Source organism: Roseomonas sp. GC11 (assembly GCF_024437745.1).
Classification (GTDB): Bacteria; Pseudomonadota; Alphaproteobacteria; order Acetobacterales; family Acetobacteraceae; genus Pseudoroseomonas.
Genome location: NZ_JANFNY010000040.1, coordinates 1 through 26,320 on the forward strand (window position 1 = coordinate 1; position 26,320 = coordinate 26,320).

General features: G+C 66.3%; 25 protein-coding genes and 4 pseudogenes. 19 read left to right on the plus strand and 10 right to left on the minus strand.

Annotated elements, in window-relative coordinates:
* The 4 genes and pseudogenes from NON00_RS13610 to NON00_RS13625 all read left to right on the plus strand — a co-directional run.
* Window positions 1-594: pseudogene (locus tag NON00_RS13610) on the plus strand (hypothetical protein); the annotation flags it as partial.
* Between the two features lie 13 nt (window positions 595-607).
* On the plus strand, window positions 608-2,443 hold the full coding sequence (locus NON00_RS13615; RefSeq protein ID WP_256021966.1) for a glycoside hydrolase family 55 protein: 1,836 nt from the start codon (window positions 608-610) through the stop codon (window positions 2,441-2,443).
* Between the two features lie 186 nt (window positions 2,444-2,629).
* Complete coding sequence (locus NON00_RS13620; RefSeq protein ID WP_370688715.1) at window positions 2,630-3,016, plus strand: ATP-binding cassette domain-containing protein; 387 nt, start codon at window positions 2,630-2,632, stop codon at window positions 3,014-3,016.
* 29 nt (window positions 3,017-3,045) lie between these two features.
* Window positions 3,046-3,603, plus strand: a complete 558-nt coding sequence (locus NON00_RS13625; protein WP_256021969.1) for a hypothetical protein — start codon at window positions 3,046-3,048, stop codon at window positions 3,601-3,603.
* An 83-nt stretch (window positions 3,604-3,686) separates the two neighbouring features.
* Here the strand turns inward: NON00_RS13625 and NON00_RS13630 are convergent.
* A pseudogene (locus NON00_RS13630) lies at window positions 3,687-3,917 on the minus strand (IS110 family transposase); the annotation flags it as partial.
* 137 nt (window positions 3,918-4,054) lie between these two features.
* On the opposite strand from NON00_RS13630, the gene NON00_RS13635 reads away from it, so the two are divergent.
* From NON00_RS13635 to NON00_RS13650, 4 genes and pseudogenes are all read left to right on the plus strand, one after another.
* Entirely contained in the window at window positions 4,055-4,819 is a 765-nt protein-coding gene (locus NON00_RS13635; RefSeq protein WP_256021971.1) for a hypothetical protein, read from the plus strand.
* Between the two features lie 486 nt (window positions 4,820-5,305).
* Window positions 5,306-6,413 (plus strand): annotated as a pseudogene (locus NON00_RS13640) (IS3 family transposase).
* 46 nt (window positions 6,414-6,459) lie between these two features.
* Window positions 6,460-6,837 carry a hypothetical protein gene (locus tag NON00_RS13645; RefSeq protein WP_305123346.1) on the plus strand — a complete coding sequence of 126 codons (378 nt, stop codon included), beginning with the start codon at window positions 6,460-6,462 and terminating at the stop codon, window positions 6,835-6,837.
* A gap of 567 nt (window positions 6,838-7,404) precedes the next feature.
* A complete protein-coding gene (locus NON00_RS13650) occupies window positions 7,405-8,169 on the plus strand; it encodes a hypothetical protein (RefSeq protein ID WP_256021973.1) in 765 nt (254 codons plus the stop codon).
* Here NON00_RS13650 and NON00_RS13655 read toward each other — a convergent pair.
* Window positions 8,161-8,700 carry a hypothetical protein gene (locus NON00_RS13655; protein ID WP_256021975.1) on the minus strand — a complete coding sequence of 180 codons (540 nt, stop codon included), beginning with the start codon at window positions 8,698-8,700 and terminating at the stop codon, window positions 8,161-8,163. The genes NON00_RS13650 and NON00_RS13655 overlap by 9 nt on opposite strands.
* Window positions 8,701-9,182: 482 nt before the next feature.
* Between NON00_RS13655 and NON00_RS13660 the strand changes: the two genes are divergently transcribed.
* The 3 genes from NON00_RS13660 to NON00_RS13670 all read left to right on the plus strand — a co-directional run bounded on the left by NON00_RS13660 (window position 9,183) and on the right by NON00_RS13670 (window position 12,182).
* On the plus strand, window positions 9,183-9,962 hold the full coding sequence (locus NON00_RS13660; RefSeq protein ID WP_256021978.1) for a DUF4261 domain-containing protein: 780 nt from the start codon (window positions 9,183-9,185) through the stop codon (window positions 9,960-9,962).
* Window positions 9,959-10,777, plus strand: a complete 819-nt coding sequence (locus NON00_RS13665; protein ID WP_256021982.1) for an imm11 family protein — start codon at window positions 9,959-9,961, stop codon at window positions 10,775-10,777. The genes NON00_RS13660 and NON00_RS13665 overlap by 4 nt, the downstream gene beginning before the upstream one ends.
* A 403-nt stretch (window positions 10,778-11,180) precedes the next feature.
* On the plus strand, window positions 11,181-12,182 hold the full coding sequence (locus NON00_RS13670; protein ID WP_370688716.1) for a DDE-type integrase/transposase/recombinase: 1,002 nt from the start codon (window positions 11,181-11,183) through the stop codon (window positions 12,180-12,182).
* Here the strand turns inward: NON00_RS13670 and NON00_RS13675 are convergent.
* On the minus strand, window positions 12,179-12,934 hold the full coding sequence (locus tag NON00_RS13675; RefSeq protein ID WP_256021984.1) for a sulfite exporter TauE/SafE family protein: 756 nt from the start codon (window positions 12,932-12,934) through the stop codon (window positions 12,179-12,181). The genes NON00_RS13670 and NON00_RS13675 overlap by 4 nt on opposite strands.
* A 188-nt stretch (window positions 12,935-13,122) precedes the next feature.
* On the opposite strand from NON00_RS13675, the gene NON00_RS13680 reads away from it, so the two are divergent.
* Together NON00_RS13680 and NON00_RS13685 are read left to right on the plus strand one after the other, a co-directional pair.
* On the plus strand, window positions 13,123-14,538 hold the full coding sequence (locus tag NON00_RS13680; protein ID WP_256022049.1) for a PLP-dependent aminotransferase family protein: 1,416 nt from the start codon (window positions 13,123-13,125) through the stop codon (window positions 14,536-14,538).
* A gap of 42 nt (window positions 14,539-14,580) precedes the next feature.
* Window positions 14,581-14,899: pseudogene (locus tag NON00_RS13685) on the plus strand (transposase); the annotation flags it as partial.
* Window positions 14,900-14,958: 59 nt separating this feature from the next.
* On the opposite strand, the gene NON00_RS13690 reads toward NON00_RS13685, so the two are convergent.
* Together NON00_RS13690 and NON00_RS13695 are read right to left on the minus strand one after the other, a co-directional pair.
* Window positions 14,959-15,597, minus strand: coding sequence for an NrsF family protein (locus NON00_RS13690; RefSeq protein WP_256021987.1), 639 nt, complete (start codon window positions 15,595-15,597; stop codon window positions 14,959-14,961).
* Window positions 15,594-16,151, minus strand: a complete 558-nt coding sequence (locus NON00_RS13695) for a sigma-70 family RNA polymerase sigma factor (RefSeq protein WP_256021989.1) — start codon at window positions 16,149-16,151, stop codon at window positions 15,594-15,596. The genes NON00_RS13690 and NON00_RS13695 overlap by 4 nt, the downstream gene beginning before the upstream one ends.
* Before the next feature lie 186 nt (window positions 16,152-16,337).
* Here NON00_RS13695 and NON00_RS13700 point away from each other — a divergent pair, with 186 nt between their 5' ends.
* From NON00_RS13700 to NON00_RS13730, 6 genes are all read left to right on the plus strand, one after another.
* Complete coding sequence (locus NON00_RS13700) at window positions 16,338-16,622, plus strand: DUF2282 domain-containing protein (protein WP_256021992.1); 285 nt, start codon at window positions 16,338-16,340, stop codon at window positions 16,620-16,622.
* A 91-nt stretch (window positions 16,623-16,713) separates the two neighbouring features.
* Entirely contained in the window at window positions 16,714-17,568 is an 855-nt protein-coding gene (locus tag NON00_RS13705; RefSeq protein ID WP_256021994.1) for a DUF692 domain-containing protein, read from the plus strand.
* Window positions 17,568-18,374: a DNA-binding domain-containing protein gene (locus tag NON00_RS13710; protein WP_256021996.1), complete on the plus strand. Its 807-nt coding sequence runs from the start codon at window positions 17,568-17,570 to the stop codon at window positions 18,372-18,374. Before NON00_RS13705 ends, NON00_RS13710 begins: the two co-directional genes overlap by 1 nt.
* The gene (locus NON00_RS13715; protein ID WP_256021999.1) at window positions 18,371-18,826 is read left to right on the plus strand and encodes a DoxX family protein; all 456 of its coding nucleotides are present in this window, start codon (window positions 18,371-18,373) and stop codon (window positions 18,824-18,826) included. The genes NON00_RS13710 and NON00_RS13715 overlap by 4 nt, the downstream gene beginning before the upstream one ends.
* A 733-nt stretch (window positions 18,827-19,559) precedes the next feature.
* Window positions 19,560-20,078 carry a hypothetical protein gene (locus NON00_RS13725; RefSeq protein ID WP_256022001.1) on the plus strand — a complete coding sequence of 173 codons (519 nt, stop codon included), beginning with the start codon at window positions 19,560-19,562 and terminating at the stop codon, window positions 20,076-20,078.
* 25 nt (window positions 20,079-20,103) lie between these two features.
* Window positions 20,104-21,201, plus strand: coding sequence for an HK97 family phage prohead protease (locus NON00_RS13730; RefSeq protein ID WP_256022004.1), 1,098 nt, complete (start codon window positions 20,104-20,106; stop codon window positions 21,199-21,201).
* Window positions 21,202-21,531: 330 nt separating this feature from the next.
* Here NON00_RS13730 and NON00_RS13735 read toward each other — a convergent pair whose 3' ends face one another.
* From NON00_RS13735 to NON00_RS13755, 5 genes are read right to left on the minus strand one after another with little or no spacing between them, the layout of a single operon-like run.
* Window positions 21,532-22,794: a TRAP transporter large permease gene (locus NON00_RS13735; protein WP_256022006.1), complete on the minus strand. Its 1,263-nt coding sequence runs from the start codon at window positions 22,792-22,794 to the stop codon at window positions 21,532-21,534.
* Window positions 22,791-23,375: a TRAP transporter small permease gene (locus NON00_RS13740; protein WP_256022008.1), complete on the minus strand. Its 585-nt coding sequence runs from the start codon at window positions 23,373-23,375 to the stop codon at window positions 22,791-22,793. Before NON00_RS13740 ends, NON00_RS13735 begins: the two co-directional genes overlap by 4 nt.
* A 1-nt stretch (window position 23,376) precedes the next feature.
* Window positions 23,377-24,369, minus strand: a complete 993-nt coding sequence (locus NON00_RS13745) for a TRAP transporter substrate-binding protein (protein ID WP_256022011.1) — start codon at window positions 24,367-24,369, stop codon at window positions 23,377-23,379.
* A gap of 42 nt (window positions 24,370-24,411) precedes the next feature.
* The gene (locus NON00_RS13750; RefSeq protein WP_256022013.1) at window positions 24,412-25,458 is read right to left on the minus strand and encodes a transketolase family protein; all 1,047 of its coding nucleotides are present in this window, start codon (window positions 25,456-25,458) and stop codon (window positions 24,412-24,414) included.
* Window positions 25,455-26,306, minus strand: a complete 852-nt coding sequence (locus NON00_RS13755) for a transketolase (RefSeq protein WP_256022017.1) — start codon at window positions 26,304-26,306, stop codon at window positions 25,455-25,457. Before NON00_RS13755 ends, NON00_RS13750 begins: the two co-directional genes overlap by 4 nt.
* Window positions 26,307-26,320 lie beyond the last annotated feature (14 nt).

The following is a 26,320-nucleotide window of genomic DNA, read 5'->3' on the forward strand; positions in this document are numbered from 1 at the left end:
ACGGATGAGCGGGCCACGGGCGACAACCCTTCGGTGGTGCTGCCCAATCCGGGCCGCATCGCGGCGCCGGCCAGCATCGCGGTGGTCCCCCCGGCCACACCGACCTTCGCCACGCTGACAGCCAGCTGGGCGGCGGTCGGCAGTGCCTATCTGGCCGGCTATGAGGTGGAGACGCTGCCGGCCTCGGTGGCCGCCTGGCAGGGCTATGCGGCAGGCGTCAGCGCCACGGCCGCCACCATCCCCACCGCCGAGCCGGCGGGCCTCCGCGTCCGCGCTGTGGCGCGCAGCGGGGCGGTGTCGGGCTGGCGGGAGGCGCTGATCCCGGCCAGCGTCTCGGCCCCCACGGCCACCGGCATCACCGGCGGCGTGCGGCTGGCCGGCGGCTTCCCGGCAGGCGCCGCCCGGCTGCAGATCTTCGAGGCAGCCTCGGCCAGCCTCGCTGCCGCGGCGAAGCTGGCCGACGAGCCGACCAGCCTGTCCTTCGACCGCACCGGCCTCACCGCCGGCCAGACCCGCTGGTACTGGCTGCGCGCCGTCTCGGCCGATGGGAATGTGTCGGCGCTCCCCGGCCCCGTCTCGGCCACCGCCCTCTGATCCGGAGGCACTCATGCCCGCGCGCATTGACGATCTGATGGTCCTGAACACCGCCGTCAGCAAGACGGATCTGGCCAAATACCTCCGTGATCGGGAGGAGGTGCTGCCCACCGATTTCGGCGGGATCGGCGATGGCGTGACGGACAACACCGCAGCCATCCAGGCCGCCTTTGATCGCGCGGCTGCCGACGGCAAGTTTGCGGTGATTCCGCCCGGCACCTGGAATGTCTCGGCCGGGGTCAGCCTCGCCGGCGGCGCACGCGGCCTCAAGATGCGCGGCGTGATCCGCTACACCGGCAGCGCGGCCATCGCCGTGCTGACGCTGGGCAGCGGCGGCACGGTGCGGAACAATGAGAAGCTCTACCAGGGCCTCCAGGTGATCCGGCAGACCCAGAGCAACTGGGCCGATGAGGCGGATGTTGGCATGCGCATCCAGAACATCGACAGCAGCACGGTCGAGATCCGCCTGGTGCAGGGCTTCACCATCGGGGTGCAGACGCTGGGCGATGGCCGCGGCGTCGAGGACAGCACGCTGTTCCTCTACCGCATCCTCAATGCGAAAATCGGCCTGGATGTCCGCTGCAATGCCAGCACCTCCTGGAACACCTCGATCCGCTACTATGGTGGGCACATCGCGCAGGCCACCGGGATCAACACCGGGCAGGACCGCTATGGCGTGCGCTTCTCCCGCGTCGATGCCAGCAGCTACAACAATCACAACCGCCACATCTTCGACGGCACCAATTTCGAGCTGAAGCACATCGATGGCACGCAGCAGGGCATTCCTTTCCTGAACGAGACGGGCGGCTCGGCGATCATCGGGCGCAACCTGCGGCTGGAGGGCTGCTCGAACTGGGTGGCGCGGCACACGGCCTCAGCGCAGGACTGCGAATACGAGGTGGCTTGGTCGAACAGCTATCGGCACGATATTCTCTACGACGCGACGGCGACGCGCTGCGGCAACACGGTGCTCAACCGCCATCGCGCGCCGGCCTCGCGGCATCTGCGGCTGCTGGGGGCAGTGCCGAGCCTCCGGGCCGCGGCCTTCCGGCAGAGTAGCACGGAGATCGGGGTGGAGGGGCTCGCCACCATCTCCCTCTCCACCACGACAGAGAACACCCTGGCCGGCCTCTCGCTCAATGGCGCCACGGGGATCGCGGCCACCAGCCGCGGCCTGCTGCTCGACGCCAATCGCGGCCTGGCCTTTGTGCTGGACACGCAGGCAGCGAAGGAATTCGCCCTGGTGCACAGCCTGGCCGGTGGTGCCAATGGCGGGCGGCTGTTTCTCCGCACCTTCAACGCCGATGGCAGCCTGCGGGAGAATATCGCCGGAGACGTGCTGGCTTCGCTGACGACGCCCGTCTGGAACACCCCGTCGAAAAGCTGGACAGGGGGCGCGGCGATGGCCGATGCTTCGCTGAACCGGCGGATGACAGTGCGCGTGGCGGCGGATGTGGCTGCGGCGCAGATTAGCATCGTCGGCTTTGATGGGCCGATCGAGATCGAGGCGCTGCGGGTCTATGGCCTGCCGGAGCACGCGCCGGCACTGCTCTGCGGCACGCCGGCGCTGCCGGTGGGGCAGCGGGACTTGGTGGCTGAAATCACCTGGGACCTGCCGAGCCTGGCGCCGGGTGCCACCAGCCTGCTCGACGTGGCTATCCCCGGCGCGCGTCAGGGCGATCTGGCGCAGGCGGCGCTGGTGTCGTCGACGCGGTTCATCGAACTCGACGCGGCGGCCTGGACGAACAACACGGTGCGGGTGATGGCGCGGAACATGTCTCCCAGTGCCACCTTCGATCTCGTCCCGGTGACGCTCTCGGTGCAGGTGAAGAAGCGGCGGGTGGGGTGAGGGGAGGGGGGTACTTTCCAGACTACCTCACCATCCGCTTCTGGCTAAACTGCCACTATGTCGTGCCGCTGCAGATGGGATGAGCGATGCCACGAATTCCTGGCAGGTCCTCAAGGGCCAATTTACCCCAGTTGCCAGACTGTCCAGCAACTGGAGTTATCCCGCCCCCCAGATGCGATAGTGCGGGTGGCGCGCGTTGCCGGGGCGCATGAATTCATCCTGGAATTGCCGCATGGCTATGGCACGGAGATCGGGGAGCAGGGTTCGACCCTTTCGGGCGGCCAGCGACAGCGGATTGCGATCGCCCGGGCGCTGATGAGTGATCCGAAGGTGCTGATCTTTGATGAGGCGACGAGCGCGCTGGATTATGAAAGCGAGCGCATCGTGCAGGAGAATATGCGCTCCATGGCGCGGGGGCGGACGGTGCTGATCATTGCGCACCGGCTTGCGGCTGTGCGCGAGGCGGATCGTATCATCACTGTCGAGCGGGGACGCGTCACGGAGGATGGCACGCACGAACATCTACTGTCGTTGCATAAACGCTATGCACGGCTTTGGCGGCTTCAAAATTGAAATTTTTGGATTAGGAAGGGATTTTCACCATGTTTATACCTCATCAGCGGTTTTTAATAAAAAACGAAATTAATATCAGAAAAATTGTTTTTATTTTTGGAATTTTTTTGATCGCGCCATCGTGTTCTTTGAACTTTTCTAGAATGCATGAAACAAAAATTGAATATGGTAACCGCGATCTTATAAATAAATGCATTCCTCAAAATAATATCGAGGGAGTGGGGAATATAAATAATGAGATGGATATTGTTGATTGTATTGCTGGGGATTTTTCTGGAAACCAGAAAAATGAATTTCAGATTAGGGAAGAATTTGGGCGAGGGTCTTGTGTCAATTCGGTTTATGTAAAAAATCAAATGAATTGCTGGATTTCTATAAAAACTATTGCCAGAGGATTAATAAAAGAAAATGCGAATTTTTTATATATGCACATTAGAGTGAATTTTTATTTTTCTCGCCTCGAATCTGTTGATTTATTTTTTGAATTTCGAAACAATAACGGCGATCTATTGCTGCCACCTCGCACCGCATCGCGCTATCTGGACGCCTCCAGAAACCACTCGCGTTGGCTTCCTGCCGCTGATTGACTGGCGTGGCGATGCGGGCGGAGGCGGCGATGGCGGGGCAACCCGGGTTCTTCGACCTGTCGGATCGGCTAGGGGCGCACCTACTCCGGCGACATCAGTCGGACCTGGTAGCCATGCTCGAGCAACCTACGGCCGAGGTGATGCGCTCCGTAGCAGGCCTCTATCGCTATCACGCAGCCCGGCAGGCCTGCCGCCAGCTTGACGACACCCTCCCGCTGCAGCCGCCGTCGCAGGACCACCCGCCCACTGGCGTCGAGCCCCACCACGTTGCAACTGTTCTGGCCCAGGTCGATCCCCAGAACCGCAATCTGCATCGAACCAGTTCCTGTCCCTAACGTTGCCCTGCTAGCGTAGCGTGGCAGGGAAGAGGGGCGAGCCATCCCATAAATTTCTGACAATCTCTCGGCTTGGTGCTAATAAGGGCAATCGCCGCCCTGCACTCTGCTGCTTCATGAGCACTGTCAGCAACCTTCTTAACCAAACTCCTATCCAAGGGCGCAAAGCGTTTTGGCGCCTGCGCATGTGCTTTCTGCTTTTCCTCCCGTTGGTCACAGCGGGCGGTGCGGCTCCGAGCCCGGCCCGACCCTATTTGGTCGCCGGACCTGCCAGCCTGGTCGAAGACGCGCCGCTCTGCCGACGCTTGGCTGCCGCGCTCAACGCGGAACCGGCCGACCGCGACCTTGCCGCGCCCCGGGCTGACCCGCTTTTTGCACGATGGCAGCCGAACGACCCCGGGAATTGGCGAGCACGGCTTACGTTCGATCCCCTGATACAGGTCGTCCGTGCCGACATCCTCGGCGAGGGCAAGCCGCGCAGCGTGTACCGCGTGAACTACCCATTCGTGCCGTACGATCCCTCGCAGGGACTAGTTTTCATGCAGGACGACAAGGAGCCCCTGCCGCAGGAAAGCCGGGCCGGGCCATCAGTGTGGGCGGAAGCGTCTGCAAGCGGGCGGATGATCGGGGCTTCGCCGGTCCTGTATGGTTCGGAGGATAGGGCTATCCAGCGTTTCATCGACCACAATCCGCCTTTTGCGAACGCGATAGGCCTTCGCTTCAGGCGCATTTTTCACGGTGGTGACGCTGCAGATTTGGTCCTGCTGGGTGACGGGCGCGTGCTCTACCTGACAGAGAATACCAAGGACCGTGCGGCCATACTTGCCGATTTGGGACCGCCGCATCCGAGGCCTGTCTGCTACCTCGCCAGCACACGATAGGAGGGAGGCACCATGACACAGCAGCTGACCCGCAGTTTCGGCACGGACGGCACCTACACCGCGTTTCGCAACCGCTTGATTCAAAAATGTGAAATACAAATCTCTTACAGCTCGATGTAACCGGGGCAGCTTCGCGGGCGTGGCTGTCTGTTCAGGCTGGAGCGGCGGCTTGACGGACGAGATCCGGCAGCGGTGGGACGGGCGTGACGCCTGGGACACGCAGGCGGTCGCCGTGGTGGCGGTAGAACGAGAGGCCGAGTTGCGGCAGGTCTTCATCAGGCAGAGGAGGACATCACGGGTGGTGCGGCCCTCCTCGCTCATGGTGCCGCAGGCGCGGATGTCGTTCTCCGAGCCATTGGTGTGGAGCGGGATTTCCGACCGCAGCAGCACGTGTAGCAGTTTGGCCTTGCGTCGGTGCAGGCGGGCTGACCCTGCCCCCTGGGATGTCACCGTTCTGAGCTAGAATCCGTCGAAGGGAGACGGATGATGAAGCGATCGAGGTTGACGCAGGAGCAGATCATCCGTGTGCTGAAGGAGCACCAGGCGGGTGCGACGGCGCCGGATCTGTTCCGCAAGCATGGGATCAGCGAGGCGACGTTCTATGCTTGGCCTTCGAAGTACGGGGGCATGGAGGTGTCGGACGCCCGCAAGCTAAAGAGCCTCGAGGAGGAGAACGCGCGGCTGAAGAAGCTGCTGGCGGAGTCCATGCTCGATGTCTCGACGCTGCGGGAGATGTTGGCAAAAAACTTCTGACGCCCGGCTCGCGGAGAAACGCCGTGAACTGGGCGATCAAGGAGAAGGACTACTCGCAGCGGCGCGCCTGCCAGCTCGTCGGCATGGCGCCGAAGACATACCGCTACGTCTCGCGGCGCCCTGACGACGGAGAGGTCCGCATTCGGCTGCGGGCCTTGGCGAATGAGCGCCGACGGTTCGGCTACCGGCACCTGCATATCCTGCTGGCCCGGGAGGGGCACCGGCTGAACCATAAGAATCTGTTCCGCCTGTATCGGGCGGAACGCCTCGGGGTGCGCCGTCGTGGCGGGCGCAAGCGAGCGCTCGGGACGCGGGCGCCGATGGCGCTGCCGCAGGCGATGAACCAGCGTTGGTCGCTGGACTTCGTCTCTGACGCGCTGGCCTGCGGGCGGCGATTTCGCGTTCTCGCCGTGGTGGACGACTTCGCCCGCGAGTGCCTGGCGCTGGTGGCGGACACCTCGCTGTCGGGGCTGCGCGTCGGGCGCGAGCTCGACCGGCTCGTGGCGCTGCGCGGCCGACCGGCGCTGATCGTCAGCGATAACGGCACCGAGCTGACTTCGCACGCGATGCTGCGCTGGCAGCAGGAGCGCGGCGTCGCCTGGCACTACATCGCGCCGGGCAAGCCGCAGCAGAACGGGTTGAGAGCTTCAATGGCCGGTTCCGCGACGAGTGCCTGAACGAGCACCTGTTCGGCAGCCTGCCCGCGGCGCGCCGGATCATCGAAGCATGGAGGGGCGACTACAACACGACCCGCCCACACATGAGCCTGAACCGACTCACCCCAGCAGCCTTTGCAAACCGCCCCGCATCAGGGCAAATGGAGAACAGGATCTGCTCATGAACGAGGGCATTTAGGGGGCAGGGTCACCCCAGATGTGATAGCGCGGGTGGCACGCCTTGCCGGGGCGCATGAGTTCACCCTGGAGTTGCCACACGGCTATGACACGGAGATCGGGAAGAGGGGTTCAACCCTCTCGTGCGGCGAGGCAACAAGCGCACTGGATGATGAAAGCGAGCGCATCGTGCAGGAGAATATGCGCGCCATGGCACGTGGGCGGACGGTGCTGATCATTGCGCATCGCTTGGCGGCGGTGCGTGAGGCGGATCGCATCATCACTGTCGAGCAGGGGCGGGTGACCGAGGACGGGGCACATGAGGAATTGCTTGCGCGAGGGGGGGGCGTTATGCGGGGCTTTGGGGAATGCAGGTCGTTTGACCACAGAAAGATCGGATATTTGGCCTCAGCCTTGGAGATTGTGACATGAGACGTGGGTTCTGCAGATTACTAAGAACACTGTTTGCAGCTTTTTTTCCGGTTGCTTGTGCGCCTTGGGCACAGGACGATGCCTTTTTTGAATGGATCATACCGCCGGCTGAGGGAGCGGTTCCTTATGCGGCCTGTCACGTTCTTACCAGAGATGGCGAGGAAAAGTATTTGAATTTTGATGCTTGTGTTGTGAAAACTATAGAGTCTGCAGGACCGCAATTGCTTACGAGAAGAATATCCCATTATCAAGATTCTTCCTTGGCATTATCCGATCTGCGATCGTTAACCAAAGCTGACTGCAACAGCCTCTCGGGCGCGGCCGATGAAGTTCGATGCACACGGGTTTTTCGAACACGCTTGCGAACCCTTTTACTAGGTATACCGGATTGGTTTCCAAAACGGGGCCCCTGTCGAACAGGATCATATACGATTTATGCGAGCATCAGCGAGGGAACCCGCGTGACCGTGACACGCGTTCAATTTGGCTCCATTGAGCCATGCAGTTAACGCAGATCCAGCCGCTTTGGTAGAAGGAGGAGCGCCTAGCCCGGCACTCTGCTGCTTCATGAGCACTGTCAGCAACCTTCTTAACCAAACTCCTATCCAAGGGCGCAAAGCGTTTTGGCGCCTGCGCATGTGCTTTCTGCTTTTCCTCCCGTTGGTCACAGCGGGCGGTGCGGCTCCGAGCCCGGCCCGACCCTATTTGGTCGCCGGACCTGCCAACCTGGTCGAAGACGCGCCGCTCTGCCGACGCTTGGCTACCGCGCTCAACGCGGAACCGGCCGACCGCGACCTTGCCGCGCCCCGGGCTGACCCGCTTTTTGCACGATGGCAGCCGAACGACCCCGGGAATTGGCGAGCGCGGCTTACCTTCGATCCCCTGATACAGGTCGTCCGTGCCGATATTCTTGGTGAGGGGCAACCACGTCGTGTGTATCGCGTAAACAATCCGTTCGTGCCGTACGATCCCGTCCAGATCCTGGTTTTCATGCGCGACGACGCTGAGCCCCTGCCGCAGGAAAGCCGGGCAGGGCCATCGGTGTGGGCGGAAGCGTTTGCAAGCGGGCGAATGATCGACGCGTCGAACGTGCTGTTTGGCCCGGAGGATCAGACCATTCAGCATTTCATCGCTCGCAATCCGCCCGCAGCAACCGCGGCCGGGCGTCGCTTTGGTCGGGCTTTTCGACGTACGGATGCCGAGGACTTGGTTCTACTGGACAGCGGGCGCGTGCTTTACCTGTCCGTGAGCACCAAGGACCGCGTAGCGATGCTCGCCGAGCTGCGCGCGCCGCATCCGAGGGTCGTCTGCTACCTTGCCAGCCTACGATAAGGGAAAGCCACCATGACACAGCAGCTGACCCGCAGTTTCGGCACGGACGGCACCTACACCGCGTTTCGCAACCGCTTGATCCAAAACTGTGAAATACAAATCTCTTACATCTCGATGTAACCGGGACAGCTTCGCGGGCGTGGCTGTCTGTTCAGGCTGGAGCGGCGGCTTGACGGACGAGATCCGGCAGCGGTGGGACGGGCGTGGCGCCTGGGACACGCAGGCGGTCGCCGTGGTGGCGGTAGAACGAGAGGCCGAGTTGCGGCAGGTCTTCATCAGGCAGAGGAGGACATCACGGGTGGTGCGGCCCTCCTCGCTCATGGTGCCGCAGGCGCGGATGTCGTTCTCCGAGCCATTGGTGTGGAGCGGGATTTCCGACCGCAGCAGCACGTGTAGCAGTTTGGCCTTGCGTCGGTGCAGGCGGGCCAGAAGGCGATCGAGGATCACTGAGCCGGTGCGGTGGGTGAAGATCCGGTCGGACCTTGCCCGGAGGAGATTATTGGGAATTTCGCGCGCTCGCTCGTCGCGCATCCCGTCCCCCAGAGAGAGTTCGCCCCCGGTTTCATTCCCCACACCATTCCCCTCCGGCGAAACCGCTCTCTGCCCCGTCCGACGGCGCCAAAAAGCCCAGTTTTCAGAAGGGTTTGCCAAGACACCTTGGGAGCGGCAGGGCAGGGGAGAGCCCAAAATCGCTCTCCAAATGGCCCTTTCTCTCCGAACCTTGGGACTTGGCCCATTCACTCTACAAGGTTTAGAGCGCTGATTTTACTGCGTTCTGTTGGCGGCAGGGGCTGCGGAAGTTCGTGTATCGAATGCCTGGGCATTGCGAACGGTTGGACGAGTTGCAAACCGCCGCCGCAGAGGAGCCGCGCGCCAAGCGCTTGTTTCGCGCGGGCTGTGCCCTGGATAGCCTGGATTATGCGCCGATAAGGGTAGCCCTTGCTGAGATTGCAGGCGGCTGGCCGTAGAGCAGATTTCGTTGTAAAAACGGATCGCCCATGATGAATCGACCCATGGCGATGATCCTTTTGCGTTCCGCGACATCCAGCCTGGAGGCCGAGGTCGTTGCCGCAGCCCTCTCTGCCCGTTTCGCGGGGGAGCCGATTTGGCGCGCCCTGCCGGGTTCAGAGCCAGGCGGCCCCGCTCTGATGGCGCATGCCGGGCAGACCTTCGTCGTGGCGCAGGTCGATGGGGCGGTGCCGGCTCCTCAAATCGAGGCATATGTCGCTGCGGCCTATTGGTGGCCTTCGGCGCAGCAGGAACTGGCAGACCATCAAGCGCATCTGGTTGTCAGCACCTTGGAGCAATCCGGCACCGAGACGGCGCGTGCCGCGCTCGCGGCGCGTGGGGTGTTGCGGCTTGCTGCATTGCTGGCCGAGAGGGCCGGGCCAAACGCCGTTGCAGGACTGTGGGCCAATTCGGAAACGGCGTGGCGCCCCGCCGACTTCGTGGCCCAGGCCTCTTCCGAGTTTCCTGTCAATCTCTGGATGGATCTTCGGCTGCTGCGCGGGCGCGCGCCGGAGGAAGTGGGCGTCGCGACGCGCGGCCTGGATCTGTTCCTGGGGCTTAATCTGGTCATGGCCCCGACAGCGATGCTGCCCCCGGAACAACTCGCGAAACGCTGCACGAGCATCGCGCTCTACCTGATGCAGGGGGGAGACCTGCGGGATGGCGACACAATCGCGGGTGGCCAGGGCTGGCAATGGCGCGCACGGCGCCACCCGCAAGGGCCGCAGGGCGGCGCGGTCCTTGTCTTATCGGCCGAGGCCACAGCGGAGCCACAGCGCACATGAGTATTCGCCGAGATGCCTATGAGGCGCTGTGCCAGGCGCGGGACGCCCTGGATGCGGGGCCGCCGGACGGAGATGAGCATAGCTTGCTCCACAGGGCGTATCTCAAGGCCCGTCTGGAGCAATACAGGCGCGCCGAATCACGGCGCCCTGTGATCGATCCCGTGCCGGCGATGAATCGCCGCTTCTTCACCACGAGTACGATGTGGGATAAGGCCGAATTTCTGACGACCCCACCCAGGGAATGGTATGTGAGTGGCCGCGGGCGGGGCTGGGACGAGGTGCGCAGCTTGCCCAAGCCGCAACTGCGCGTCGGCGCCGGGATGTCGTTCCACAGAATACCGCCGCTGCTTGATACCGTTGTCGTCAGGGGGACGCATATCCTATCCCGGCCTCTGCTGGAGATCTGGCAGCGCTTCGATCCCGAGGCTCTCGATATCCTGCCGATCGCGCTGGAAGGGAGGCGGAAGCAGCCCGTAGCGCAGGAGTATTTCTTCGTGGACATCGTCCGGCGGCTTCCTGCCTTTGATCTCGATGCGATGGAGGTCTTCCTGTTCCGCCTTCCGAAGCCCCATGTGGACCGCTTCGAGCTCTTCCCGGCCCCGCAGGTCTTTGCGCTGCGCGAGGACATGCCGGTGGCAGGCGTGCATCTGTTTCGCGACGTGAATTGGGGCGACGCGTATTTCATCTCGGCGGAACTGCGCCAGGCCTGCCTTGACGCAGGGTTCACGAAGCTTCCGCTTGCGCACCCGGAAACGCCGGAAGCTGTGGCAAAAATCTCCGACCAATATTCAACGCCGGGGGTGGGCAACTCATGACTGCTTTTAGCCCGGATGATGCGCCGACAAGGGCAGCCCTTGCGAGATTGCGGGCGGTTGGCCGCACAGCGGGTTTCGTTGCGAAAAACTGCGCACTGGCGTGTCTTGTCGACCTTTCAAGAAAATTCAGCGGCTTGCCCTGGATCGGCTTCAGCCCGTGAAGGATGCGGGTTAGGCGGTCGGCGCGCAGGCCTATCCGCATCTGGCCGCCGGCGCGACGCTGCAGCGCTATGCCGGGGCGGCCGGCATGCCCGCCACCAAGCCGCTGCGCCAGGCGCCGCCGGAGAGGAAGCCTAACTGTCTGGTCGCGGAACATTGTTGGGATCCGGTGGGGCTGGCGATCGTAGACTACGCCTATCGTTTCGAGCGCCTGAAGCGCGCCGTGCCGGGAGGTAGGTGAGCCATGCACCAGATCCACCCCAATTCCCGTACCACCCCCGCCGTCCGGGCTGAGATCGCCCGCTCTTCCGAGCCCTCCGGTGTCCTGGCTCGCCGCTTTGGGGTGAGCAGCGAGACCATCCGCAAGTGGCGCCGGCGCGGCCCGCAAGACTGCCTCGACCACTCGGCCCGGCCCCATAAGCTGCCCTGGAAGGCCACCGAGGAGGAGCGTGCCATCGTCTGCGGCCTGCGCCGGGCCACCAACTTCGCCCTCGATGACCTCACCTTCGTGGTGACCCACTTCTTGCCGCATCTGAACCGCGACAGCATCTGGCGCATCCTCAAAGCTGAGGGGTTGAGCCGCAGGCGCCCTTCCACTTCCGAGCGGCCTATCCGGGGCAAGGGCACCTTCCGGGATTATGATCTCGGCTTCGTCCACATCGACATCAAGCATCTGCCCAAGCTACAGACCGCCAATGGTGAGCGCCGCAAGCGCTACCTCTATGTCGCCATTGATCGCCGGTCCCGCTCCGTCCACCTGGCTGTCAAGGATGACGAGACGGAGCGCAGCGCCATCGCTTTCTTGCGCGAGGCAGCCAAGGCCTTTCCGTTCCGCCTCACCCACGTGCTGACAGACAACGGCAGTTGCTTCACACCCGCTTTTGCCAAGGTGTGCGCCGAGTTCGGCGCGGAGTATCGCCACACCCGGCCCTACCCGCCGCAGACAAATGGCATGGTAGAGAGGTTCAACGGGCGGGTCGGCAGCGAGGTGCTCGGCATCACCATCTGCTCCCATGCCCAACTGGAGCAGCTGCTGCGAGGCTTCAACGCCGCCTACAATGCCCGCCGTCAGCGCGTCCTCGACGGAAAGAGACCCAACCAAGTCGTCAAGGAACGCCTCTGGGCGCGACGAAAGCTCGCCCGACCCAAACCCGAAACACCTGAAGGCCGAGCCAGCCCAGAGGACATCGCCCGCGCACGCCTCATTGCTGAAGCTGCCAAAGAGGTTTCACAACCGGACAGTTAGGCCAGCAGCAGACTCCCTGCGACGAGAATGCTGACGCACCAGATTGCGATCCGGACCGCCGCGTCGCCCAGCAACGTGACCGCACGCGCACCGATCATCCCCCCCGCGGCACAACCCAAAGCAAGCGGCACCACGATCGCCCAGGGGACGACCGCATGCCAGATGAACACGCCGACAGAGGCGCTCGACATCACGAAGCTCAGGCGCGTGCCGAGGGCGGCGGCCGTCGAAGGCGAATGTCCATGCAGCGAGACCAGTGCACAGATCAGAAAGACGCCATAGCCCGCGCCGAAGAAGCCCGAGTACACCGCAAGTCCCAAGATGATCATGAAGCCCGCCACGCGCTGAAATCGGTTGGGCGCCCGGTTCGCCTCCCGCGGCCGGCGCGTGGCCCAGACGGTGCCGACGATGGACGCAATCAGCAGCACCAGGACGACGTCACGCAGCCAGGCCGGGTCCATCACGGCCAGCAGCTTGGCCCCACCGATCGCCCCAGCCACACACATCGGCCATACCCACCACGATAGGGAAACCTCGCCCTGCCGTGGCGCCCGCGCGTGTGCAATCGACCCTGTGAGGAAGGCGGCCCAAAGCGCCACCTTGACGCCAATGACGCTCTCGCCGGCCGAGACGCCGGCCAGCATCAGCAGCGGCACGCCGAGGGTGACGCCACCCCCCGCCGTGACCGCGACCACCCCGCACGGCAAGCCCATCAAGAGCATCATTACGATCTGTTGCCAGGGCAGGTCCATGCGGTGCGTCCCCCAAAGTAAGCGGCAGCCCCGGCAGGTGCGGCGGCGGGGCTACGCCTTGCATAGCGGCCTATCTGGATCTAATAAAAGCGCCACTTTTCTGAAAAATAAGGAGCCAGTTCATAGACAACCCGATCCTCGGCCTGCTGGACCTGCGCCTGGGCGGCGAGGCCGGGCTGACACGCCAACTGACGGACCAGTTGCGCGCCTTGATCGCAACGGGGCGCCTCCCACAAGGCCAGAGCCTGCCATCCAGCCGCAGCCTGGCGCAGGGCCTAGGGATTTCGCGCAACACCGTGACGCAGGCGGTGGAGCAGCTTGTGGCGGAGGGCTACCTCACCCTCCTGCCGAACCGGCGCCCCCGTGTCGCATCCGACGCGGCGCTGCCGGCCGCACCCGGCCCTGGCCGCACAGCCCCGGCGGCATCACCGCAGCTTCGCTCCTCCGCCTGGGGGCGCAAGCTTGCCGGCCTCAGCTGGCCGCCAGCCGCGCAGGAGGCGCAGCCGCGCGCCTTCCAGGCCGGCATGGGCGATGAACGCGAATTCCCCCATGCCGTCTGGGGCCGGTGCCTGCGCCTGGCGGCCAGCCGCGTGCCCCGGCGCAGCGCGCGCGGTGGAAACGAGGCGTGCCTGCAACAGGCCCTGCTGGCCCACCTCGCGGCACGGCGCGGCATCCGCGCCCGGCCCGAGCAAATCCTGCTTGTTCCCTCGGCCCAGGCGGGCCTGAACCTCATCGCCCGCACCATGATGGACCCCGGCGAGGTCGCCTGGATGGAAAGTCCGGGCTATGGCGGCGCCCATGCCGCCCTGATGCTCGCCCAGGCGCGGGTCATCGGCGTACCACTGGACCCAGCCGGCCTGGTCGTTGCCAATCAGCTCGATGCGCCGCGGCTGATCTTTGTCACGCCCTCGCACCAGTATCCGACAGGCCGGCTGATGCCCGTAGCGCGGCGCCTCGCATTGCTGGCCCATGCGCGCGAGGTCGGCGCCGTGGTCGTGGAGGACGACTACGATGGCGATTTCCACTATGATGGCCGACCGGTCCCGGCCCTCGCGGGGCTCGATCCGGACGGCACGCCGCTTTATGTCGGGACCTTCTCCAAGGCTATGTCGGCCGATATCCGTGTGGGCTATCTGGTGGTTCCGGCAGCACTGCTGCCGACCTTCCAACTGGCGCAGCGCCACCTGGGCCTCTTCGTGCCCGCGGCCATGCAGGTGGCGCTGGCCGAGTTCATCGCGGGCGGGGATTTCCTCACCCACATCCGCCGCATGACCCGCCTCTACAAGGCACGCCGCGACCGGCTGGTGCAGGAGCTTGCGGCCCGGGCCGGGTCGCTTGCGGCAGAGGTGCCTGCCGGCGGCATGCAGCTTCTCGCCCGCTGCGATGCGGTCCTGGATGATGTGGCGTTGTGCCGAGCACTAGCCCGGCGGGGCGTCATCGCGCGTCCGCTCAGCGGGATGTTTTATCACCCGAACCGGGAGCAGGGCCTCTTCCTGGGCTTCAGCGCCTGGAATGAGGAGGAGATAGCGCGGGGTGCCGCGACCATCGGTCAGGTCTTGGCAGAGTTCTCGGCGGAAATGCGCCGTCCTCCGCTCCACGGTTGATCAAGACACCCCATCAGCGGGCCATCCCATAAATTCCTGATAGTCCCGCAACCTGTTGCAGGAAAACCCGGACGACCCCGCCGCAGGCCGGACAAGTTGCATGCCGACAAGGCCTATGATCATCGGCCGTTGCCGCCGCACTTGCCTCCGGCGCGAGATCAAACATCGGATCGCACGCCGTGGCATCGAAAGCCGCCAGAGGCTGGGCAAGCATCGGTGGGTTATCGAGCGCACCTTCGCATGGATCAACCGCTTCTGCCGCCTTGCCATCCGCTACGAGCGCAGGCTCAACATGCACCATGCCCTTACCGCGCTCGCCTGCTCTCTCATCTGCCTCAACGCACTTCAGGATAGGTTTTGAAAGGCGCTGTTAAAGGCGGCGTTCCTGGCGGAGCAGGATTCCCGCGCCGAGTTGCAGGGTTACCAGCGCAGCCAGTAGCGGCCCAGCACGGCGCCGAGCAGCGCGACGAAGCCGATGCCTAGCCCGTACCACACCACCAGAAAAAGCGGGCTGTCATCGATGCAGTGCAGCGCGTAGAAGGCGGCGCCCATGCCGCCTGCCGCCAGCCCGGCCAGTGCGCCCGAAAGGCCGGGGCGGATCGGCGCGCCCTGGCGTAGCGCCAGAAGCAGGCAGGCCAGAGGCCCTGCCGCCAGGGCCGGGATCAGCGCCAGACAGAACAGCGCGTTCTGTCCCATCATCCGGGCGCTCCAGCTTGCCGGTGGCGTCGCCAGCAGCTCCGCCGCCACAGCGCCCGCCAGCAGCAGCGCCAGCGCGGGCGCCCCCCAGCGCCAGCCGCCCACAGGCACACCAGGGCGCGCCAGCCGCAGCGTCAGCCCGGCACAAACCACAAGCAGCCCCAGGCTCACCACCAGCTTCAGCAGCACCCGCAGCGTCATGACGGCGCTCTCCAGATCCGGCCGTAGGCCAAGTCCGGCCAGGAAGCCCAGCGCCGTCATGCCGCCACCGATGGCCAGGCCGCAGAGCAGCACACCCTCCAGCCGCCAGCGTCGCATGGCCTGGTCCTGCACCAGCGCGCTGATCAGTTCGTTCGTCCTCATGCCGTCTGCCTTCCCGAAATCAGGGCCAGCGCCTTCAGGGCGCGGTGGAGGGCTACGCGCACGGCGCCCTCCGACATGCTGAACTGTTGCGCCGCCTCGCGCGCCGAGCGGCCCTCCAGCGAGAGCGCGCGCACGATGTCGCGCTGCCGACCGCCCAGCTGCTCCAGCAGCCGGTCAAGCTCCTGCCCTTCCTCCATCTCCGCGCCGCCGGCGGCGGGCAGGGTCTCGAGCAGATCGTCGATCGGCACATGCGCGGCGGTGGGGCGGCGGCGTAGTGCGTCCACCAGCTTGTTCCGCGCGATGGCGGAAAGCCACGGCCCGATCGGCCGCGCCGTGTCCCAGGTGTGGCGCTTCAGGTGGATGGCCAGCAGCGCCTCCTGCACGACATCCTCCGCCTCGGCCGGCGATAGCCCGGCACGAGCGAAACCGCGCCGTGCCAGGCCACGCAGGAAGGGCGTCACGGCCTCCAGCACGCGGCGATAGGCGGCGCCGTCGCCCGCGATGGCAGCGCGCATCCAATCCGCCCAATCTTCCTCATCCGACGCGCGGGCCATGCCGCCTCCTGTCGCTCTCGCGCAGGATTTCGCGCGGTAGCACTCCAACGTTACAGGCCAGAGGAAAAATTTTTTGCCCTGCCTGCGGAAACATTCGCGCCGCGCTGCGTAATGCCTGCCGCCCCAGCCCCGTAGTCGGCGGCGTGGGCCACTCACGGCCCGCGCCATCCTCCACGGAGACGATCTATGCAGACCCGTCAGCTTGCCCTCGCCCTGCTCGGTGCCACCGCCTCCGCCCTGGCAATGGCCGCGGCTCCCGCCGCGGCGCAGCCGGCCGCCACGGAGAAGTGCTACGGCGTGTCGCTGGCTGGCCAGAATGGCTGCGCGGCCGGCCCCGGCACCACCTGTGCGGGCACCTCGAAGGTCGACTACCAGGGCAATGCCTGGAAGCTGGTGCCCGCCGGTACCTGCACCACCATCAGCACCCCGCATGGCGCTGGCTCGCTGATGCCGCTGCGTCGCCCGGCCTGACAGCGCCCGGCCTGACAGCGCCCGGTGGCGGGGCGGCACCTTGCGGCGCCGCCCCACCTTTCTTCCCTCAGAGCCGACGAGGAACACCGCCATGCGGCCCAGCCAACTTCCCTGCCGTGCCGGGCTCGGCTTCAAGCCGGAGCATGCTGCCGACATCCTGGCCACCCCGCCAGATCTCGGCTTCTTCGAGGTGCATGCGGAGAACTACATGGGCGAGGGCGGCGTTTCCCATGCCCTGCTCGGCCGGCTGCGGCGCAACTACGCGCTCTCGCTCCATGGCGTGGGCCTCTCGATCGGTGGCGCTGCACCGCTGGATGTGGAGCATCTCGCTCGCCTCCGCCGCCTCTGTGATCGCTACGCGCCGGAGAGCTTCTCCGAGCATCTCGCCTGGTCCAGCCATGGCGGCACTTATTTCCCCGACCTGCTGCCGCTGCCCTACAACGCGGCCACGCTGGCCCGCGTGGCGGAGCACGTGGCCACGGTGCAGGCCCATCTCGGCAGGCAGATGCTGCTGGAGAACCCTTCCGCCTATTTGGACCTCGCGGAGAGCGAAATCCCGGAAGGCGCCTTCCTGGAGGAGATCGCCCGCCGCACTGGCTGCGGCCTGCTGCTCGACGTGAACAACCTCTACATCGCCGCGCGCAACCGCGGCGCTGATCCGGAGGTCGAACTGGCGCGTTTCCCGCTGCATGCCGTGCGGCAGGTGCATCTCGCCGGCTATGCCACGGAGCCGGAGCCGGATGGTGGCGCGGTGCTGATCGACACGCATGGCGCGCCGGTGGCCGACCCCGTCTGGGCGCTCTACGCGCGGGTGCTGGAGGCCGCCGGCCCGCTTCCCACGCTGGTGGAATGGGACAATGATGTGCCTGTCTGGCCTGTTCTTCTGGCCGAGGCAGAGCGTGCCGGGGCGCTGCTGTGCCACGCTGCCCGGCGGGAGGCTGCGTGATGCCATCCTCTCTCCGCCTGGAAGGTACGCAGGAAGCCGGCTTCGCTCATGCTCTGCTGAACCCTGAGGCGCCGCTGCCCGCCGCGCTGAGCGCCGGGAATGAAGAGCGTGCCCGGCGCCGCTTTGCCATTCACCGCAACACCGTGATGGGCGGGCTGGTGGCGGCGCTGGGGCAACGCTACCCGGCGGCGCGCATGCTGCTGGGTGGCGCCTTCTTTGATGCCATGGCCGCCGAGTTCGCCCGCAGCCACCCGCCGCGCTCGCCCCTGCTTTTTGCCTATGGCGCGGAGTTCGCCGATTTCGCCGGTTCCTTTACGCCGGCCGCCAGCTTGCCTTACCTGGCTGATGTGATGCGGCTGGAGAATGCCCGGCTGCGCGCCTGGCACGCGCCGGAGGTGGCACCGCTGGGGCTGGAGGCGCTGCTCGGCCTGCTGGCCGCGCCGGAGGCGGTACACTTCCGGCTGCATCCCGCCGCTGGACTGCTGGCCTCGCCCCATCCGGCGGTGACGATCTGGGCGATGCAGGCCGGTGAGCGGCCGCTGGCGCCCCTGGTGCGATGGGAGCCGGAGGAGGCGCTGGTGGGGCGGCGGGGTGATAGCGTCCTGGTGCAGCGCCTGCCGCCCGGTGGCTGTGCCTTTGCCTGGGCGTTGGGGGAGGGCGCTACCCTGGCGGATGCCACCGAGGCCGCCCTGGCGCGCGACCCCGGCTTCGCGCTGAGCGACACGCTCGCCCTGCTGGTGCGGCTGGGCACGCTCTGCCTGCCTGCCTCTTTTCTCCCCCCGACTCGCGCGGAGCAACCGAGATGAACCCGACCCTGTTGGCCGCCACCCTGCACCGTGCCACCGCCTTGGGCGCCGCCATGTGGGTGGAGGATGCACTTCTCCTCGCCTCTCGTCTGTTCCCGGCGGCGGTGTTCTGGATGTCTGGCCGCACCAAGGTAGAGGGCTGGTCCCTGGCGCCCGGAACGGTGGAACTGTTCCGCGACGAATATGCCCTGCCGCTGCTCGACCCGGCGCTGGCCGCCACCCTCGCCGCCGCCGCAGAGCACCTGTTTCCCGTGCTGCTGGCGCTGGGGTTGGCCAGCCGCCCGGCCGCTCTGGCGTTGCTGGGGATGACGCTGGTGATCCAATTCTTTGTCTACTCCTCGGCTTGGCCTACGCATGGTGTCTGGGCGGTCTGCCTGCTCTGGGTGTTGGCGCGCGGCGGTGGACGAATCTCGCTGGACCGCATGCTTGCGCGCCAAGCTTGGGGCAGATGACCGGCACTGTGCTGCCCAGTGTTTGCTGGAATGCTGATTGGCTCGCTGGTCAGGCGACGGGGGCTTCGGGCAGTAAGCCCTCCATCTGGGTGCGGAGGCGAGTGTTTGTTTCGGTCCCCTCGGATAAGGTGGACTGCACGAGGGAGGTTGCGTAGTCGCTGTACGACTTAGCGTGGCTGATGAAATGCGCCTCGCGCGAGAATATGAAGGCGAATTCGAGGGCAGTAATATTGTGTGCGATCTTCTGGGAGGTGCCACGAGACTTTCAGAAATTCATGGGATGGCCCGCCCCTCTTCCCTGCCGCGGTCTGCTGGCAGGGCAACGTGAGGGACGGGCCATCCCATAAATTCCTGACAGTCCCAGAATAAACGACGCATGCGCCTCGACTCTTGCCGTGCGACGGTCGCCGCCCTGTGGCCTGGCCGCCGGCGTGCCGTGCCGGAGCGCCAGCTGTCGCCACCGGATCGCGCTCGCCGCGCTGACCCCGAACCGTTCGGCCGCCTGTCGGCACGACAACCCGCCTTCAACCGCAGCGACGACACGGTCGCGAAGATCACGCGATAAGGCTCGACCCATCCCTGCCGGCCTCCTTCGCAGCACGGATCGTGAATCAGAAAACCGCGCCCATGTGAATCCCCATCGATTCAGCCCGCTCGAAAATCGCTCTAAGCTTATCAAAGCCGCCAAACCGTCCAACTGATCGGAACCATCTCAGCGGGGCAGGGGCTCTGGGTGAATGTGCTGGGCGCCGTGGCGCCGACGCTCATGCCGGTGGGTGGCCAGGCGCGCAACACCAACGGCGCGGTGCCGGTGCTGGTGGTGACAGGGCTTTCGGCGAATCCCGCGGTGGTCACGAGCGGCTGCGGGGTTGATCTGCAGGCGACGCTGATCGGTGCGCTGGTGGTCAAGCCTTACGCCATCCCGGAGGCGGATTGGCAATATGCCGCGCCGGCGGGCGGCATCACCACGAGCAGCGATGTTGTCCTCAAGGCGGCCGCCGCCGCGGGCATCCGCAACTACGTCACCGCGATGGATCTGCGCAACGCCCATGCCACGGTGGCCACGGAGGTGGTGATCAAGGACGGGGCGACGGTGCTCTGGCGGCATTTGCTGCCGGCGGCGATGGCGGTGCCGAGCGAGATCACCCTTCCGACGCCGCTGCGCGGCAGCGCGGCGACGGCGCTGAACGTCGCCTGCCTGACGGCGGGCGCCCAGCTCTACATCAATGCCCAGGGCTATATCGCGCCCTGAGGCGCCGCAGCAGGACAGGCCAGAGATGAGCGATAGCGCCGAGCCGGGCGGGGAAACCTCCGCGCCGGATGCTTCTGTCATGCCCATCGTGGCGCAGCGCGCGATCGCGGCACCCGCCACGGTGGATCGCGCCGCGCGCACGGTCGAGGTGGTGTGGAGCACCGGGGCGCGGGCGCGCAACATCATCCCCGCCCTTGGCCTGATCACCGAGGAGTTGGAGATGTCACCGCAGGCGGTGCGCATGGAGGCTCTGCGCTCGGGCCAGGCGCCGGTGCTGAACACGAATCGCCGCGGTGATGCGCGGTATGTGCTGGGGCGCGTCACCGCCGCGCGGCTCGAACGCGGCCGCGGCTATGCAACCTTGCAGTTCAGCACGGCGGCCGATGTGGAGCCGGTCTGGCAGCGTGTGGCCGATGGCACGCTGCAGGCGGTGAGTGTCGGCTATCGCGTGCATCGCTATACGCCGGTGCCGGATCCGGCCACGGGCGAGACCATCCACCGCGCGGTGGATTGGGAGCCCTTTGAGATCTCTGTCGTGCCCGTGCCGATCGATCCGGCCGCCGCGGTGCTGGGGGAGGGAGATCAGCCCACCCCCAGCACCGCTTACGAACCGCCCTTGCCCAACGAGGAATCCCCCATGCCCGAGACCATCCCGCTGGCCGCTCCAGCGCCGCCCGCCACCCCGCCCCAGGAGACGCCCGTGCCGCCCAACCCGCCCGCCGCGGCTCTCGAGGCCGTGCGCGCCGAGGCCGAGCACGCGGCCCTGGATCGCCTCGCCGCCTACGACACGGTGCTGGCCGGGGCGCGCGGACTGCTGGCCGAGGATCTGCTCGATGGCCTGCGCCAGAGCGCTATCCGCGAGCGCATCGCGCCGGAGGTGCTGCGCGGCCGGCTGTGGGAGGCTTTCACCCGCGGCGCGCCCCGCCCCGCCCTCCCGGCCCGGCCGGAGAGCGGCCCCACCCACGACGATCCTGCGGTGCTGATCGACACCATGGCCGAGGCCCTCGCCGCCCGCGCCATGCCCGGCTACCAGCCGCAAGGGAATGGCCGGCACGCCGAATTCCTCGGCTGGCGGCCCTCCGACATGATCGGCGAACTGCTACGCCTGCGGGGGGAACGTTAGATCCCGCGCAACCCGGCGCTGCTGGCCGAGCGCGTAGGCCAGCCAGGACTTGCCGACGCCGGTCGGGCCGGTGATCAGCAGCCCCGAGCTGGTGCCACTTGCGAATGGTTCCTGTGCTGACGCCATAGCACTTGGCCAGCAGGCCGATGAGTGCCAAAGAGCGGGCAATCTCGGCGCGGATGGCGGAGGGCGTGCGAGCATTCAGGTGGATCTGGTGCATAGCTCACCTCCGTCCCAGGACAGCACGCGGCAGGCGTTCGAACTGGCGCTTGTAATCTACAATCGCCAGCACCAAAGGATCCCAACAATGCTCCGCGACAAGACAGTTCATCAGAATCGCAGGGTCAGGGCCGGGATGTAGCTGATCGCCACGAGTAGGGCGATGGCCGTCCAGAAGAAAGGCCAGAGCGCCTTCACCGTTTCCGACATCGAACTGCCGGCAATGGTGGAGGAGATGAACAGTGTCGTTCCCACCGGCGGCGTGTAGAGGCCGATGCCCAGGTTGAGCACCATCATCAGCCCGAGTTGCAGCGTGTCGAGGCCGATTTGCTGCGCCAGCGGCACAAAGATCGGTGCCAGCAGCAGGATGGCCGGGGCCAGATCCAGTGGCCCGCCCACCACCAGCATGATGATGTTCATGGCCAGGATCACCAGCCAGGGGCTTTGCAGCGTGCTGGAAATCCATTCGGCAAAGCGCTGGGGCACCTGGTCATAGGTGAGGATCCAGCTCGCCACCGCGCTGCCCATGATGACCAGCATGACGATGCCCGTGGCGATGCCGGCATCGATCATCGCCTTGCGGAAGCGCGCCCAGGACATGTCCCGGTAGAGGAAGAGGCTGGCGGCCAGGGCATAAAGCACGGCCATGACCGCGATTTCTGTCGGCGTGGCGAAGCCGAAGCGAAGCGCGACCAGGATGAGCACCGGCAGGATGAGGGCAGGAAGGGCGAGGATGCCAAGCCGCAGCAGCCGCGGCAGGTCGAGCGGCGAGCGCGTCGTGGCGGTGCCGAGTTGCCGCGCCTGCCACCAGCACACCCCGACAAAGCCCACCGCCATCAGGACACCGGGCAGGATGCCAGCCATGAACAACTCGCCGATGGAAACGCCACTGACCACGGCATAGAGGATCATCGGGATGGAAGGCGGGATCAGGATGTCGATGACCGCCGAGGTGGCGTTGTTGGCGGCGCAGAGGCCTGCGGGGAAGCCCTGGCGCTTCTGCCAGGGGATCAGCACCGAGCCGAGGGCGCTGGCATTGGCCACCGCGCTGCCCGAGACGCCGCCGAAGACAACCGAGCCGACCACCGTGGTGGAGAGCGCGCCGCCGCGCAGCCGCTGCATCAGCTCGCCCGAGAAGCGCAGCAGCTCCGCCCCCAGCTTGCCCTCCATGATCAGGGTGCCGGCCAGGATGAAGAAGGGCAGGGCGAGCATGGGGAAGGACTGCGTCTGCTGGAACATCTGCTGCGCGACGAGCAGCAGGGGCAACTGCCCATCCCACAGCAGCGCCATGCCGGAGGCGATGACCAGCGCGTGCGAGACGGGCACGGCCGCCACCATCAGCACGCAGAAGGCGAGGATGAGGGCGAGGCTCATGTCGGGACATCCTCCGGCGCCGGCTGTGGCAGGGCCTCTGGCCCCAGCAGGGCGATGCGGGCGGCGATGGCGAGGGTGCCGAGGCTGAGCAGCACGCAGCCCGCGGCGACCGCCCAGTAGCCATAGCTGCGTGGCAGGCCGAGGGCCGGGCTGGTCTCGATGGCGACGATCTGCGCCACCACCAGGGATTGCCAGCACAGCGCCAGATAGGCCGCGGCCACCAGCGCATGGCCCGCCAGCAGCAGGGCGCGCCGCCCCGGCCGCCCGAGATGGCCCAGCAGCCATTCCACCGCGATATGTCCACCCTTCTGCACCGCCAGGGCGACGCCAGCCATGATGAACCAGGGGAAGATCTGCTCGGGCACTTCCTCCGCCCAGTCGAAGCCACCGCTCTCCAGCAGATAGCGGGCGACGACATTGGCGGCCAGCACGGCCATCAGGGCGCTGCCCGTCAGCAGCAGCACCGTCTCGCAGAGGTGGGCGATGACCCGCTCGACGCCATGGCTGATGGCGAGGAGCGAGGGGAAGCGCCCCGCCCCGGCCGAGGCCGGGAGGGGCGCCGAAGGGAAGGGGGGCGCCATGTCAGGCCGCGGCCTGGCGCAGGCGGCGCACGAAATCGCCAAAGGGCCGGGCTTCCCAGCGATCGGCCACGGCGGCTGTCGCGGCGCGGAAGGGGCCCTGCTCCACCGTGTTCACGGTGACGGCCGGATTGGCGCGATACTCGGCCAGCAGCTTGGCATCGGCCTCCTGCGAGAGGCTGCGCTGGTATTCGCCCGCCTCGCGCGCGGCCTCGCGCAGCAGGCGCTGGTCCTCCGCCCGCAGCCGCCCCCAGCTGATGCGTGAGACGAGGAAGGGGTTGCATTCCCATTTATGGCCGGTGAGCGAGATGAAGCGGTTCACCTCATGCAGCTTGGAAGAGCTGATATTGGTCAGAGGGTTTTCCTGACCGTCCACCACGCCCTGCTGCAAGGCCACGTAAAGCTCGGCGAAGTTGATCTGCTGGGTGGCGGCGCCGAGGGCCTGGAAGATGTCTATGGTCATCGGGTCGGGGGGGGTGCGGATCTTCAGGCCGCGCAGATCCTCCGGCCGGGTGACCGGGCGCTTGCTGTTGGTGGTGTGGCGGGTGCCGTTCTCCCACCAGCCGAGGGCAACCAGCCCGACGCCTTCGAAGCGCTTGGCGAGTTCCTCGCCGACCGCGCCATCTACCACCTTGTAGGCGGCCTGGGCATTGGCGAAGAGGAAAGGCATGCCGAGCGCCGCCAGCTCCGGCAGCACGGCCGAACTCGCACCCTGGCTGTTGACGGAGATGTCCAGCGTACCGGTGCGGAGTGAGGTGAGCATGGCCGCGTCATCGCCCAACTGGGCCGAGCCGGCGACGCGCATCTCGATGCGGCCGCCGCTCTGCTCGCGCAGCCGCGTGGCGAGGCGCTCGGCGGCCAGCGAACGCGGATTGCCGGGTGCGGCGCCGTGGCCGAGGGTGAGGCGCACCTGCCCCTGGCCCAAGGCCAGGGCCGGCATGGCGAGGCTGCCGAGCGTGCCGAGCAGCACGGCCCGCCTGCGGGTCTGGATGGTCATTTTTATTCCTCCCTGGGATTTATTTTTTCATGGTCTTGAGGGCTACAGCCAGCCCTTGATGCTGCGTGCCATGGCGCGGGCGGAAATGCCGTAGCGGTCATGCAGGGTGGGCAGGGCGCCGGCATCGAGGAAGGCATCCGGCAGGGCCACCTGCCGGAAGCGCGGCGGCACCACGCCCTCGCGGAGCAGCAACGCCGCGACGGCCTCACCCAGGCCGCCGATCAGCGTGTGGTTCTCCGCCACCACCACCATGCGGCCGCTGCGCCCGGCCTCGCGCAGGATGGCAGCGGTGTCGAGCGGCTTGATGGTCGGCACATGCAGCACGGCGACGCCGACACGGTCCTCCTCCAGCAGCTGCGCCGTCTCCAGCGCGCGCATGGTCATGAAGCCGGAGGAGATGACCAGCACATCCGCCCCATCGCGCAGCAGCTTCGCCTTGCCGAGTTCGAAGCGGTAGTCATATTCGTCGAGCACCAGCGGCACATTGCCGCGCAGCAGGCGCATGTAGACGGGGCCGTCATGCGCGGCGATGGCGGGCACCGCCTGGGCGATGTCGAGCGCATCGCAGGGATCGACGATCACCAGATCCGGCATGCCGCGGAAGATGGCGATGTCTTCTGTCGCCTGATGGCTCGGCCCATAGCCGGTTGTCAGGCCCGGCAGGGCGCAGCAGATCTTCACGTTCAGCCCTTCCTCGGCGATGCCCTGGCTGATGAAGTCGAAGGTGCGGCGGGAGGCGAAGGCGGCATAGGTGGTGACGAAGGGCACGAAGCCCTCATGGGCGAGGCCGGCGGCGGAGAGCATCAGCAGCTGCTCGGCCATGCCCATCTGGTAGAAGCGGTCCGGGTACTCCTTCGCGAAGATGTGCAGATCAGTGTACTTGGCGAGATCGGCCGTCATGCCGAGGATATCGGGCCGGCTTCGGCCAAGCTCCACCAGGGCATGGCCAAAGGGGGCCGGGCTGGTGCGCTGCCCCTCGCTCGCCAGGGAGGCGATCATGGCCGAGGTGGTCAGGCGCGGCCGCGAGGGGTCCGCCTGGGTGGCCAGGGCGGCGCCGCCGCGCCAGGCCCCGCGTTTGTTCGCGCTCATGCCGTCCTCCCTTCATCCAGCGCCGCCAGGGCCAGCGCCCATTCATGGCTTTCCACACGCAGGAAATGCGATTTCTCGCGGGCCTCCAGGAAGGGCACGCCCTTCGCCATGCGGGTGTCGCAGAGGATGACGCGCGGCTTCGGCGCGGTGAGGCTGCGCGCCGTGTCGAAGGCCCGCACGAGCGCTGGGATGTCGTTGCCATCCACCCGCTGCACGTGCCAGCCGAAGGCTTCCCATTTCGGCGCCAGCGGCTCGAAATTCAGCACGCCGGTCGAGACGCCATCGGCCTGCATGCGGTTGACATCGACGAGGCAGATGAGATTGCCGAGCTTCCAGTGGCCGGCTGACATCGCCGCCTCCCAGGTCGGGCCTTCATCCAGCTCACCATCCGACATCAGGTTGTAGACGAAGCGGTCCGAAGCCTTGCGCCGCAGCCCGAGCGCCATGCCGACCGCGATGCCCAGCCCGATGCCGAGCGTGCCGCCGCTGATCTCCATCCCCGGCGTGTAGCTCGCCATGCCCGACATCGGCAGGCGCGAATCATCGGTGCCGTAGGTTTCCAGCTCCGCCTCCGGGATCACCCCCGCCTCGATCAGCGCGGCATAGAGCGCGATGGCGTAATGCCCGATCGAGAGCAGGAAGCGGTCCCGCCCCTCCCAGTAGGGATCCTCCGGGCGGTAGCGCAGGGCGTGGAAATAGGCGACCGACAGCACATCGGCCACGCCGAGCGCCTGGGCGATGTAGCCCTGGCCCTGCACCTGGCCCATCCGCAGGGCCTTCCTGCGGATGTGGTAGGCGCGTTCATCGAGACTGAGCGCGTTGGCGCGAGTCAAGGTCTGCGCTTCCATGCGCGTCTCCTCCC

Bases quoted from the DNA above. Each gene is read 5' to 3' on its own strand.
- NON00_RS13635 (WP_256021971.1), top strand. From the start codon at position 4,055: ATGAGCACTGTCAGCAACCTTCTTAACCAAACTCCTATCCAAGGGCGC.
- NON00_RS13755 (WP_256022017.1), bottom strand. From the start codon at position 26,306: ATGGAAGCGCAGACCTTGACTCGCGCCAACGCGCTCAGTCTCGATGAA.
- NON00_RS13695 (WP_256021989.1), bottom strand. From the start codon at position 16,151: ATGGCCCGCGCGTCGGATGAGGAAGATTGGGCGGATTGGATGCGCGCT.
- NON00_RS13615 (WP_256021966.1), top strand. From the start codon at position 608: ATGCCCGCGCGCATTGACGATCTGATGGTCCTGAACACCGCCGTCAGC.
- NON00_RS13655 (WP_256021975.1), bottom strand. From the start codon at position 8,700: ATGCGCGACGAGCGAGCGCGCGAAATTCCCAATAATCTCCTCCGGGCA.
- NON00_RS13690 (WP_256021987.1), bottom strand. From the start codon at position 15,597: ATGAGGACGAACGAACTGATCAGCGCGCTGGTGCAGGACCAGGCCATG.
- NON00_RS13705 (WP_256021994.1), top strand. From the start codon at position 16,714: ATGCGGCCCAGCCAACTTCCCTGCCGTGCCGGGCTCGGCTTCAAGCCG.
- NON00_RS13675 (WP_256021984.1), bottom strand. From the start codon at position 12,934: ATGGACCTGCCCTGGCAACAGATCGTAATGATGCTCTTGATGGGCTTG.
- NON00_RS13650 (WP_256021973.1), top strand. From the start codon at position 7,405: ATGAGCACTGTCAGCAACCTTCTTAACCAAACTCCTATCCAAGGGCGC.
- NON00_RS13750 (WP_256022013.1), bottom strand. From the start codon at position 25,458: ATGAGCGCGAACAAACGCGGGGCCTGGCGCGGCGGCGCCGCCCTGGCC.
- NON00_RS13700 (WP_256021992.1), top strand. From the start codon at position 16,338: ATGCAGACCCGTCAGCTTGCCCTCGCCCTGCTCGGTGCCACCGCCTCC.
- NON00_RS13730 (WP_256022004.1), top strand. From the start codon at position 20,104: ATGAGCGATAGCGCCGAGCCGGGCGGGGAAACCTCCGCGCCGGATGCT.
- NON00_RS13670 (WP_370688716.1), top strand. From the start codon at position 11,181: ATGCACCAGATCCACCCCAATTCCCGTACCACCCCCGCCGTCCGGGCT.
- NON00_RS13740 (WP_256022008.1), bottom strand. From the start codon at position 23,375: ATGGCGCCCCCCTTCCCTTCGGCGCCCCTCCCGGCCTCGGCCGGGGCG.
- NON00_RS13665 (WP_256021982.1), top strand. From the start codon at position 9,959: ATGAGTATTCGCCGAGATGCCTATGAGGCGCTGTGCCAGGCGCGGGAC.
- NON00_RS13660 (WP_256021978.1), top strand. From the start codon at position 9,183: ATGGCGATGATCCTTTTGCGTTCCGCGACATCCAGCCTGGAGGCCGAG.
- NON00_RS13715 (WP_256021999.1), top strand. From the start codon at position 18,371: ATGAACCCGACCCTGTTGGCCGCCACCCTGCACCGTGCCACCGCCTTG.
- NON00_RS13710 (WP_256021996.1), top strand. From the start codon at position 17,568: ATGCCATCCTCTCTCCGCCTGGAAGGTACGCAGGAAGCCGGCTTCGCT.
- NON00_RS13745 (WP_256022011.1), bottom strand. From the start codon at position 24,369: ATGACCATCCAGACCCGCAGGCGGGCCGTGCTGCTCGGCACGCTCGGC.
- NON00_RS13735 (WP_256022006.1), bottom strand. From the start codon at position 22,794: ATGAGCCTCGCCCTCATCCTCGCCTTCTGCGTGCTGATGGTGGCGGCC.
- NON00_RS13625 (WP_256021969.1), top strand. From the start codon at position 3,046: ATGTTTATACCTCATCAGCGGTTTTTAATAAAAAACGAAATTAATATC.